Here is an 11,999-nt window from a genome sequence, read left to right on the forward strand (position 1 = left end):
CCCGTAAACTTGACAATCAAAAAACCGAAGTCAGAATTGGATGTGCCATTCTCAACCGCCTGGCTCAAATAGGTATGCCGGTGTCATATAAGGTTGCTGTCTAATCATCAATTTATCAGGGGATGCTGTATCTTTACAATTTTTGCGCAACAAAGCCGGCATTAATTATAAGTTCTGAGCGCTATGCTGTATGCTGTAAATGAACTGACATTTTTATTTTACCCGAAAGTAGGTCTGTAATATCTTTAATGTTCCTTTCTTATGACTAAGAAAGGAACCAAAGAAGTCTTTACCGCCCAGCTCCGCGGAAAGCAAGACTTGCGCCCCGGCACTCATTGAATCTAAACCAGCAGGAAGCAATAATATAGCAATGACTGCTTTATCGGGGCTGAAGCATAAGCCGCTCCGCTTAAAGGCGGGATACCAACCAAGGTTCGCTTCAGCGCTGCTGCCCGGCAAAAGCTGCCGTTTTAACCGACTATATGTCGGTTAAAGAATTTGTTGCCAGTATTATGCCTTATTTGCGGGTCAACAAATTCAGGCAGCTGACTATTAAGACATCAGAGCAGCGCTGAGCGAAAGTTCTCTTTGGAGCTTTCTCTTCAAAGAGAAAGCGGAGAAAAAGAAAAAATAAGTTAAAGATCAAAGAACAGGGTTTCTAATCTTGTTGCCCCACACTTTACAGACAAAACTTGATACGAGTTTACCAATAAAAAGTAATCCATTATCCGTTATCTGTTCCCTGAGTTTCCAGCCACTGCAGCCATTTGTCCAACCCCTCTCCGGTCTTGCAGGAAAGCCTGAATATCGGAACGTTGGGATTGAGCCGCCGGATGTCCCGCTCGGCAATGATTAAGTCAAAGTCCACTGCCTGAAGCAGGTCTATCTTGTTGATTATCACCGCCTGGGCCTCGGAAAAGATCAGCGGGTACTTGGCCGGCTTGTCATGGCCTTCGGGGGTGGACAGCACCACCACCTTCAGGTCCTCGCCCAGGTCGAACTCGGCCGGGCAGACCAGGTTGCCTACGTTTTCAATAAACAGAAAATTCAATCCGCTAAGATCCAGGCTGCTTAACACCGAGTCTATCATATGAGCGTCCAGGTGACAGCCGCCCTCGGTGTTGATCTGGACCACCGGCACGCCCAGGGCCTCTATTCTTTTGGCGTCGTGGTCGCCGGTGATGTCGCCCTCGATCGCCGCCAGCTTAAAGTTTGGAGTCAGACCCTTGATAGTCTGCTCCAGAAAAGTGGTCTTTCCGGCTCCGGGCGAGGCGATCAGATTCAGCACCAGTATCTTCCGGGACCTGAACCACTGCCGGTTTTTTGCGGCCTGGGACAGGTTCTCGTCCATGATGTTCTTTAAGATCTTTATCTCAGCCATTGTCCACTTCCATGCTTTCAATATACATCTCCCGGCCCCCGGCTATCCGGACATTCAACGAACCGCAGTGGGCGCAGCCCAGTCCCAGGTCCTGCCGCTCCGATTCCTTTTGGCAGTCCCGGCAATGAACCTTGACCGGCGCCCACTCTATCTTCAGCCCGGCTCCTTCGGCCATGGTGCCTGAGGCCAGCAGATTGAAATTCATCTCCACCGCTTCCGGCACGTATCCGGTCAGCCGCCCGATCTTCAAATTTATTCTGGTTACTTTAGTGGCCCCGGCTTTTTGGGCCTGTTCCAGCACTATCTTGAAAAGACTCTGGGTGATGGCCAGTTCGTGCATCAGCGGGTCTTTTTGAGTTTGTTGAGCTCGCTCCGGGCGTTGGCGTCGCTGGGATTGCGGGCCAGCCATTGTTCCAGGATGGCGATGGCCTTGGCGGTGTCCTTCCGGGTCAGATAGAAGGTGTACAGCCGGCCGTAGCCCTCCCCGAAATTGGGGTTGATCTGGATGCCTTTCATGTAATAGTACTCGGCCGAATCCGGCATCCCGGCCTGCTGGAAGGACATTCCCAGTTGCATCAGGATGTAGGGATTGGCCGGATCCTTCTGCATCACTTTGCGAAAATAACCCAATGCCTTGGCAAACTCTCCCAACTCGGCGTAGGTCACCCCCAGCCAGTTCAACCCGGCCGATTCCTCGGGCATGATGTTGTGTGCCTGCTCGAACTGCTGCACCGCCTGCAGCCGCAGTTCTTTGGCCTGCTGAAGGCGGTTGTTCTGGCGGGTCTGATCGGCCTGGCGGCGCAGGGCCATTCCCAGGTTCCAATAGGTCACCGCGTAATTGCCCAGCAACCGCTGGGTGTTCTCGTCCTTGAACACCTTGGGGTCGGTCAGCCCCCGCATCCGGTAGACCTGGTTCAGGTTGTTCCGGGTAACCTGGATATTGGGCTGTTTTTTGGCGGCGCTGTCTGGCAGTATCCGGTAAAGCATTCCCTCAAAGGAGAGATAGTTTTCCAACCCGGTCAGGTTGTCGTCCGAGACCGTGGCCGCGAAGTAGATGGGGTGTTTTTCCTGGTAATCCTTCCCGAACACCAGGGCGGCAAACTCCTTGGGCGGAGCCAGCGCCTGGGCAAAGGACAGTTTTTTGCCGGCGTTGGCCGCGATTATCAGCCGGACAGCGATGTCGGAAACTTTGAAGATCTGCCCGTCCGGGGTCCGCAGCGGCTGGAGTTGGTCAATCTGGTAGTCAGAGATGTCCAGGGCCACGCCGTTCTGCTTCATCTGCTTAAGGTACCAGTTGGTGTTGCCCAGGGAAAGATTGACGATCCTGACGTCCTTGCGGACCCTTAAGACCTCCTGGACGAACCAGACCGGAAAGGTGTCGTTGTCCCCGTTGGTGAAGACGATGCCTCCGGGCAGGGCCGATTGCAGAATGTTATAGCCGTAGTCCGAGGGGATCCAGTTGTTGGAGCGGTCTTTTTCGTGATAGTACCTCTTGACGTTGTAAAGGCCCACCGCCAGTAAAATTACCCCCAGGGCGATTATGGCATAGCGGGACCATTCTTTAGCCTGCTTGGTCATCACTTCCCGTACTAGGCGCATCAGCCGCCAGGTGCCCATGCCAATCCAGACGGCGAAGAACAGGTAGCAGGGCGCATAGATATAATCCCGGTCGCGGGGCTGGGGATTGCCCATGTTCAGGTAGACCACTAATCCCAGTCCGGTGACCAGAAAGGCCGGGCCGACTATGGAGAAGCTTTTATCCTTGCGTTTAAGCAGATGAAAGAAACCGAACACCACCGCCAGGGCGATCAGGATGGCGGCCAGGGGGCTGCCCTGGAAAACGCCCAATAAGATTCCGCCCACCAGCAGAATCAGAGCCGCGGTGGAAAGCTTTTTGTCCTCGCCCTCCCACAGGTGCATCAGGGCCCCGAAGATGCCCAAAGCCATTGAGACCACGTTGAACTGCCACTTGAAATAACGGAAGTACATGTGGTTGAACTGGTACATGAAGTCGGCCTTGCGTTGGAAAAAATTGAAAGGCTCGTATTGTTTGCGCTGCAGCACGTACATCAGGGACTCCCAGTCCTTGGGAGCGCATTCGTTGATCCCCGGATTAAGGTTGGACCGCACCAGCAGATAGGCGTTGATAGTCAGGGCCAAAAAGAACAGCGCCGCCCCGATCAGCCAGATCTTCCAGTCCATCAGGGCCTTCCAGTCTATCAGCAGGATGAATATCAGTATCGGCAGGGCCGCCAGCAGGGTGGCCATATGGCTGGCCCAGCCCAGCCCGAACAGGAAGGCTAAAAGCAGAATGACCTTGCGGTTGCCCACCTGACCCATGTTGTCCCGCCAGCGCATGGCCAGCCAGACCGTCAGGGTCAGGGTGAACATGGCCAGGCCGTAAACCTCGGCTTCGACCGAATTGTCCCACCAGGTGGGGGCAAAGGCCAAAAAGATGGCGCCCACCGCCCCGCTTAAGTGCAGCATCAACCGCTCCAGGTCGTCCTTAGGCTCGCCCCGCCATAATACAATCAGCTTGACCGTTAAAAGATAGACGAAGGCCACGGTGATGGCCGAGAATAGCGGCGAAAGCAGGTTGATCCGGGCCGCGATCTCGGGCAGGAAGCGGAACATTAGGATAGTGGTCCGGCCGATCACCGCGTAGAGCGGATATCCCGGGGGATGGGGAATGCCCAGAATGTTGGAGATGGCGATGAACTCGCCGCAGTCCCAGAACGAGGTGGTGGCGGCCATGGTCTTGACGTAGACGATGAAGGCCGTTAAAAACACGCCCAGACCGGTCAAAAGCCTGATCTTGGTTTCCTTCTGCATTTAACTGACGCTCCTTGCTGTGGATTAGATTAAATATTCTTGGTTTTAAAGAGTTCTTAAGTTTTAAGAGATCAACGAATATTATACCATAAATAAGATTTATGTCAATTTTAAAGTGGGCTAAAAAGGCAAAGGGCCGCCCCGCAATCCTCCTTCGTCTGCCCTGTGGCAGACTATGGCGGACAAGTTTACGAGACGGCCCTTTTTGTTTTACTGCTTGCCAGACCGGTTTTGGTTACAACCTTTTTAAATCCCGGTTACCCCGCCAACCAAGGTTAGAATCTTTCCGGCCTCGGACAGATTCCTTATAACCTTGGTTAGAACCTCCCTACTCCCTAACCTTGGAGAGAACACTGCCAACCCAGGTTAGAACCTTTCTAACCTGGGTTAGATCGTTTACAACCTTGGTTAGATGCCTTCTAACCTTGGTTAGAACCCTTCTGACCTGGGTTATAACCTTCCTGACCTAGGTTAGAACCTTCCTAACCTGGGTTACAAGCCTTATAACCTTGGTTAGAACCCTTGTAACCCGCTATTTTAGGGGTATTTACTGGGTTTTGGCCTTTTTTACGCCCCTTGAGGCCACTTTGGACATGGATTCCCGCATTTTCTTGAGTTTTTGGGAGAGCGTATGGTCTTTGCCCAAGGTTCCCACTATGGCATCCAACTGGGCCGAAGCCAGGGCGTATGTCTTCGGTAGTCATTTTAACCGACTGGGCGGTTTTGGCCTTTACTTCGGCCATGGCTTTAAGCTGTTCCTCTTCGGCTTTTTCCGAGGCCGCCGCTTTGCCCTGTAAAAGTTTTAATTTGGCGGTTATGTCCAACCCCTGTTTTTTAAGTTCCTCTTTGTTGGCCGACATGATCTCCGTCATTTGCCAGTTAAAGGAACGTTTTTGAGCTTCGGTTAAGGCGGCCATGATCGGTTTTCCTTTCCGTTTTGGTTTGTTTTTAAGTGGCCTTTACTTTAGGACCACCAGCTTTTTTGTATTGTTAAACTCATTAGCTTGGATGCGGTAAAACTGAAAAACAGTTAAAACAACAAATATATTTTTGTTTTACGTGCCCTGGTAGCTCTGGGCCGTTTGCTCCGGGACCGCCTCCACCTTGGCGTGCAAGGCCCGGGTCAACGCCTTTTTCAGCTCGGCGGCATCGGCCAGCTTCACTAAACGGCCGTAGCGGCAAAGCGAAATGGCCTGGTTTTCTTCGGACACCACCACCGCCACCGCGTCGGTCTCCAGGGTCAGGCCGTGGGCCGCCCGGTGCCGCATCCCGTAGCTGGCGACTATCTCCGGGTCCTGGGATACCGGCAGGGTGCAGCCGGCCGCCATTATCATTTCGCCCCGGATGATCACCGCGCCGTCGTGCATAGGTCCGCCTGGGACGAACAAAGACATCAGCAGGGGCTCGGAGACCTTGGCCCCGATCTCGGTGCCGGTGTCCATGTAATTCTTTAGGCCATCGTTTTTCTCAAAGACAATAATGGCCCCGAAGCTCCGCTGGGAAATGGTTTTGCAGGCCCGGGTTACTTCATCGATGGCCTTGGTCTCGCCCTTTAAAAAGATCCCCAAAAAACGGTTGCGCCCCAGTTGGGTCAAAGCGTTGCGGATTTCGGGCTGGAACAGGATCACGAAGGCCACCACCCACACGGTCCTCAGGGAATCCATGAACCATCCGGTGCCGGGCAGGTTGTACAACTGGGCCGCTATCCCTATGGCCACCAGCACCAGCACTCCAAACAGCATCTGGACCGCCCGGGTGCCCTTCATTAAATGGAATATCCGGAAGATGATGTAGGATACCAGCAGGATGTCCAAAATGTCCAGGGGCCGCACCGTCAGAAACGACAGGGCCCCCGGCAGATGGTAGCTGAAGTTGAATCTTTCGATCATAAGTTATTCACGGCTTGGTAAGGACTAAATGTCATGGTGAGCAGGGCTACGTAGTTTGACAAATCGAACCATCCCTCAATTCGCCAGGTATTACGTGCCCCTTCAAAAGCCAAGCATACTGGCAGTTTCAGGACAGGCTCTCGGGATGACAGTTATTCCGTTTTTACGTGCTGATATTGAAATTTGCTAAAGCCCAGTAAGTATTTAAAGCCTGGACCGTTTCTTTGACGTCATGGCAGCGAACGATATCGGCCCCGCCCTGTACCGCCAGCAGAGCCGCCGCCAGGCTGCCCGGCAGCCGTTCATCTGCCGGGATGCCGTTATTCAGTTTGCCGATGAATGATTTTCTGGAGGCTCCCGCCACTATCGGGCAGTCGATCTTTTTGAAATGCGCTAGATTCTTGAGCAAACTTAGATTGTGCTCCACTGTCTTGCCGAATCCGATCCCGGGGTCGATTGCGATGGCCGCGCGTTCCACCCCGGCCTCCAAAGCGATCTCGATCGAGCCATTCAGATAATCGCTGATCTCGACCAACAGATCGCCATACTGCGGGTCTTTCTGCATGTCCTCCGGCGTGCCCTTGATGTGCATCAGCACCAAGCCGGCCTTGTATTTTGCTGCCACGCCTGCCATCTGCGGATCAAATCTCAGACCTGAAATATCGTTGATTATGGAAGCCCCAACCTCCAACGACCTGCGAGCAACTTCGGATTTATAGGTATCTATCGAGATCGGAATGTTGGATCTTTTTGCCAGACCTTCGATGACCGGCACCACCCTTTTCAGTTCTTCGTCCGGAGAAACTTTTTTTGCCCCCGGCCGGGTGGACTCCCCCCCGATGTCTATGATGTCCGCCCCTTCCTCCGCCAGGCACAGCCCCCGGTCCACCGCCGCGCCGGGTTCAAGATACCTGCCGCCGTCGGAGAAGGAATCCGGGGTAACGTTCAGAATGCCCATCACCAGGGGCCTGTGGCCTGTGTCCAGATTATATTTGCCGCACTGCCAGATCATCATTTGCCTTTGGGGTTGTTCTGCCACAAAAGGCACAAAGGGGGCAAAAATAAATAGGAAATAGTATCCAACTACGCCAAGGCTTCGTCGGACAAAAATGGAAAATTGTAATTGTGCCCATTTGAAAATTTATTTTGTGAATTCTGTGCTTTTATATGGTTAATTAGTGTCCGTTAATAAACTCCGTTTTCTGGTCATTCCTGCGGAGGCAGGAATCCAGAACCCATTGAAATCACTGGATTCCCGTTTTCACGAGAATGACATAGTAGCAATTTATTAACGGACTCTAATTAGAAGTTGGGCCGCCCCTTGATCAGCGACAGGGCCTCCAGCCGGGTGGACTCCCGCTTCATCCCGCCCCGGATGGCCGAGGTCACCACCGAGGAGCCGGGCTTCTTCACCCCCCGCATGATCATGCACAGATGTTCCGCCTCCACCACCACCAGGACTCCCAGCGGTTTCAGCTTCTTCATAATGAGATCGGCGATGTCGGCGGCCAGCCGTTCCTGCAATTGCAGCCTCTTGGCCATGGCCTCCACCACCTTCACCAGGCTGGAGAATCCGGTAATCTTGTTGTGGCGCGGAATGTAGGCGATGTGCACCCGGCCGAAGAACGGCAGCAGGTGGTGCTCGCAGAGCGAGTGGAAGGTGATATCCTTGACCAGGATCATCTCGTCCTCGTTCTTGGCGGTATAGACCTTGAGCTCGTCGATGGGGTCGGCGGCCATGCCTGACAGGACCTCCTCGTACATCCGGGCCACCCGGCCGGGCGTGTCCACCAGCCCCTCCCGGCGGGGGTCTTCGCCGATGGCCAAGAGCAGGTCTTTGACCGCCTTCTGGATCCTCGGGCCGTCGGGCCTTTTGATCTTGGATTTATGCATTGGCGCTCGCCTTCTTGTCCCCCGGCTTTTTGTCCGAAGGTTTATCGGAAGCAAGGCCGGCCCTTTCCGGCAGGGGCTGGCCTTTTATTATCAGCTCCACCTGCTCGCCGTCCAAACATTCACGATCTAGCAGGGCCGCGGCCAGGTTCTCCAAAATCTTCTGGTTGTCCTTGAGAAGTTTGGAGGCCTTCTGGTTGGCGCCGTCCACCAGGGTCCGGATCTCGGAGTCTATCAGTTCGGCGGTCTGCTCGGAATAGTTCTTGATATGGCCGTAATCCCGGCCCAGAAATATCTCCTCGTCCTTCTTGCCGAAGGTCACCGGCCCCAGCTTCCGGCTCATCCCCCATTCGCAGACCATCTTGCGGGCCAGCTCGGTAGCCTGTTCGATGTCGTTGCCCGACCCGGTGGAGAGGTCCTTGAATATCAGCATCTCGGCCGCCCGGCCGCCCAGCATGATGGCCATTCGGTTCAGGCACCAGGTCCGGGAATAGTTGTGCTTCTCGTCGGTGGGCAGGGAAACCGTCACCCCCATGGCCCGGCCCCGGGGGATGATGGTCACCTTGTGGATGGGATCGGTGTCCTTGGTCAGCCGGCTGACCAAAGTATGGCCGGCCTCGTGGTAGGCGGTCATCTTCTTCTCGTCGTCGGTGATCACCATGCTCTTGCGCTCGGCCCCCATCAGCACCTTGTCCTTGGCCTCCTCCATGTCCTGCATGTAGACCTTGTCGTGGTTCTTGCGGGCGGCCAGCAAGGCGGCCTCGTTGACCATGTTGGCGATGTCGGCCCCGGAAAAACCGGGAGTGCCCCGGGCCAATATCTTCAGATCCACGTCTGAGGCCAGGGGCTTGTTCTTGGTATGGACCTTGAGGATGCCCTCCCGGCCCACCACATCGGGCCGGTCCACCACTATCACCCGGTCAAAACGTCCCGGCCTCATCAGGGCCGGATCCAGCACATCGGGGCGGTTGGTGGCCGCCAGGATGATCACTCCTTCGTTGCCGGCAAATCCGTCCATCTCCACCAGCAGGGCGTTCAGAGTCTGCTCCCGCTCGTCGTGGCCCCCGCCCAGCCCGGCGCCCCGGTGGCGGCCCACCGCGTCGATCTCGTCGATGAAGATGATGCAGGGGGCGCTGCGCTTGCCCTGCTCAAACAGGTCCCGCACCCGGGCCGCGCCCACCCCCACGAACATCTCCACGAAATCCGAGCCCGAGATGGAGAAGAACGGCACCGCCGCCTCTCCGGCCACCGCCCGGGCCAGCAGGGTCTTGCCGGTTCCCGGCGAGCCTAAGAGCAGGGCGCCCTTGGGGATCTTGCCGCCCAGCTTGGTGAACTTCTTGGGCTCCTTTAAGAATTCTATGATCTCCCGCAGGTCCGCCTTGGCCTCGTCGGCCCCGGCCACGTCGCTGAAGGTGACCTTGATTTTATCCTGGGAAAGCCGGGCCCGGCTTTTGCCGAAGGAGAACACCCCCTTCTGCCCGCCCTGCATCTGGCGCATGAATAAAAACCACAGCACCCCCAGCACAATCAGGAATCCGTAGTTCATCAAAAATGAGACCAGGCCACTGGGCTCGGTGGATTCGGCCTTGATCCTGACCCCCCGGGCCTCCAGCTCGGCGATCAGGTTCGGGTCCTCGATCGGCAGAAAGGTCTTGAACTTGGGGTATTCCAGCCTGACCCCGGACTTGATCCCCATCTTGGGCGACTTGAAATTACCCTTGACCTCCCGCCCGGTGAAGGTAACCTGGCTGATGTTCCCGACGTTGAGCTCCTCCCGGAACTGGCTGTAGATGATATCCAGCTGCCGGTCCTTGGGCTTGGAAAACAGATTGTACAGTGCTATGGCCAGCATCACCAATATCACCCAGATCAGCACCGCTCTCAGGCCGTCGCCAAAACCCTTGGGACTTGGGATCCTCTTTAGTCCCTTGTTGCCTTTATTGCCTTCCGCCATTATTCCTCCTCAATCCAACTTACATATGGCAGGTTGCGGTAGCGCTGTTTATGATCCAGCCCGTAACCCACCACGAATTTATCGGGGATGTTAAAACCCTTGTATTTCACCGGCACCTGGGCCTGCCGCCGTTTTTTTTTGTTTAACAGGGCGCAGACCGCGATGGAAGCGGGGCGTCGGGTCTTTAAGTTCTTTAAAAGATAGGACAGGGTCAGCCCGCTGTCCACGATGTCCTCTACCAGGATCACGTGCCGGCCTTGGATGTTGGTGAACAGGTCCTGGGTCAGGCGCACGATTCCGGCTGTCTTGGTGCCCCCGTCATAGCTGGCCACCGCGATGAAATCCGCCTCCGCCGGGATCGAGATTTCCCGCAGCAGATCGGCCATAAAGACGAAGGAACCACTTAAGACCCCCACCAGCACCGGGTCCTTGCCCCTATAGTCGCCCGAGATCATCCGGGCCATCTGCCTAACCCTGCTCTGGATCCGGGATTTGGAGATCAACACTTTGTGGGTTTTCGGTTTTTTATAAATTCCAGGCATAACACCTTTTTGGTTTTGGCAATGACAAAAAAATCGTCGGAACGCCTGACCCCGCAGAGCCAGACCACTGTTTTACCGCTCTTGACCAGCGGCCAGCCGGACCTTTCGCTTTGCGGTATCTTAGCCGCGATGAAAATATCCTTGATCTTCTTGGGAGACCTGTGCCCGAAGGGGATCATCCGGTCCCCGTCCTTCCTGGCTGTGATCATCAGGGGACTGCCTTCCAAGACGGCCTCGTCGAAATATGCCAGCTCCGGCGGGCATTTGGCGATATTGGCGATATCCCGCTTTTCGGCCAGCCAGGCTCTGATGGAATATTTTCCGGCCTTGGTGGTCCCTGGTATTGCCAGCGCTAGGGTTTTCAGCGCCGGCATTTGATCCTTGTTTTCTGCCTTTGCCGCAACAGCGGCACCCCGTTTAACACGCTGTGGCGGTGGCTGCAGCGGTGGCGTTTTTTTCGTAGACAGCGCCGCCCGGCCGTATGTTTTCTCGATCCAAATATCGCCGGTTAAATTGACCTTAGCCCCGGTTCTTCCCTTGAGCATCAGCTCGATGGCCCTGGTAATATGCAACAAATCCGGCACCGCTCCCCGGCCTAATAACAACTCCGAACAGTGCCGTAATATATTATGCTGTAACCCTTTATTATATAACTTAAATTTTGATAAATCAATAGCTATTTTGGATTTATCTCTTTTTGTGCACGAGTTAAAAGCCTTTTGAACCTGTTCGGTTATGATCTCCAGGTCATGCTCCACGTTCCCGGCCAGCTGGGACAATGCCTTCTTTATTTGGGGATTGTAGGTTTCCAACAGGGGCAGCAACTGATGACGGACCCGGTTGCGGAAGAATTTTTGTGACCGGTTGGAAGCGTCCTTCCTTCCGGCCAATTTGTGCTGTTTTAGGTATGCGTCGATACTGCTCCGGCTGCAGCTTAACAGAGGACGGATGAAAGGGCCGTTCCTTAAGGGGATCCCTGAAAGACCGTTTAATCCGCTGCCCCGGATCAGGCGCATCAGCACGGTTTCGGCCTGGTCGTCCAGATTGTGGCCGGTGGCTATCAGGTCGCATTGGTGGATCCGGGCCGTTTCCAGCAGTGCCGTGCGTCTTAATTCCCGGGCCGAGGTTTCCAGCGAGAGCTTGTTCTTCCGGGAGTGTTTCTTGGCATCCACGTTCTTAGTGATCAGCTTGATGCCCCAGCTCTGGGCCAGCTTCCCGGCCCAGACGGCGTCAGCTTTCGCGGCTTTTCCCCGCAGGTTATGATTGACATGGCAGGCGGTAAGCTTGAACTTCAGTTCCGGCGACAATTCCTGAAGCAGGTAAAGCAGGCCCAGGGAATCCGGGCCGCCGGAGAAGGCCGCCAGCACGCGGTCTCCGGGGCCGATCAGCTTTCGGGAGACGATGAATTCTTTGACCTGGGATCTCAGGTTTTCTTTTTGTTTCATTTGTTTAGACACTTATTACCAGCCGCAAAGACACCCAGGCACAAAAATAACTATTCACAATTCACC

Annotated in this window: 10 protein-coding genes; all 10 read right to left on the reverse strand. The window is 54.9% G+C overall.

Annotated elements, in window-relative coordinates; translation table 11 throughout:
* Positions 1–724: 724 nt before the first annotated feature.
* The 10 genes from hypB to tilS all read right to left on the reverse strand — a co-directional run bounded on the left by hypB (position 725) and on the right by tilS (position 11,933).
* Positions 725–1,381, reverse strand: coding sequence for a hydrogenase nickel incorporation protein HypB (gene hypB, locus HY768_02500; GenBank protein MBI4726089.1), 657 nt, complete (start codon positions 1,379–1,381; stop codon positions 725–727).
* A complete protein-coding gene (gene hypA, locus HY768_02505; protein MBI4726090.1) occupies positions 1,374–1,721 on the reverse strand; it encodes a hydrogenase maturation nickel metallochaperone HypA in 348 nt (115 codons plus the stop codon). Before hypA ends, hypB begins: the two co-directional genes overlap by 8 nt.
* On the reverse strand, positions 1,721–4,213 hold the full coding sequence (locus tag HY768_02510; protein MBI4726091.1) for a DUF2723 domain-containing protein: 2,493 nt from the start codon (positions 4,211–4,213) through the stop codon (positions 1,721–1,723). Before HY768_02510 ends, hypA begins: the two co-directional genes overlap by 1 nt.
* A 482-nt stretch (positions 4,214–4,695) precedes the next feature.
* Entirely contained in the window at positions 4,696–5,130 is a 435-nt protein-coding gene (locus tag HY768_02515; GenBank protein ID MBI4726092.1) for a hypothetical protein, read from the reverse strand.
* A gap of 138 nt (positions 5,131–5,268) precedes the next feature.
* Entirely contained in the window at positions 5,269–6,102 is an 834-nt protein-coding gene (locus HY768_02520) for a TIGR00159 family protein (protein ID MBI4726093.1), read from the reverse strand.
* Positions 6,103–6,265: 163 nt separating this feature from the next.
* Positions 6,266–7,117, reverse strand: a complete 852-nt coding sequence (folP, locus tag HY768_02525) for a dihydropteroate synthase (GenBank protein MBI4726094.1) — start codon at positions 7,115–7,117, stop codon at positions 6,266–6,268.
* A 287-nt stretch (positions 7,118–7,404) separates the two neighbouring features.
* Complete coding sequence (gene folE, locus HY768_02530; protein ID MBI4726095.1) at positions 7,405–7,995, reverse strand: GTP cyclohydrolase I FolE; 591 nt, start codon at positions 7,993–7,995, stop codon at positions 7,405–7,407.
* Positions 7,988–9,946, reverse strand: coding sequence for an ATP-dependent metallopeptidase FtsH/Yme1/Tma family protein (locus tag HY768_02535; GenBank protein MBI4726096.1), 1,959 nt, complete (start codon positions 9,944–9,946; stop codon positions 7,988–7,990). The genes folE and HY768_02535 overlap by 8 nt, the downstream gene beginning before the upstream one ends.
* Positions 9,946–10,488, reverse strand: a complete 543-nt coding sequence (hpt, locus tag HY768_02540; protein MBI4726097.1) for a hypoxanthine phosphoribosyltransferase — start codon at positions 10,486–10,488, stop codon at positions 9,946–9,948. The genes HY768_02535 and hpt overlap by 1 nt, the downstream gene beginning before the upstream one ends.
* Complete coding sequence (gene tilS, locus HY768_02545; GenBank protein MBI4726098.1) at positions 10,446–11,933, reverse strand: tRNA lysidine(34) synthetase TilS; 1,488 nt, start codon at positions 11,931–11,933, stop codon at positions 10,446–10,448. The genes hpt and tilS overlap by 43 nt, the downstream gene beginning before the upstream one ends.
* Positions 11,934–11,999 lie beyond the last annotated feature (66 nt).

The sequence above is a fragment of the candidate division TA06 bacterium genome, assembly GCA_016208585.1.
Classification (GTDB): domain Bacteria; phylum Edwardsbacteria; class AC1; order AC1; family EtOH8; genus UBA5202.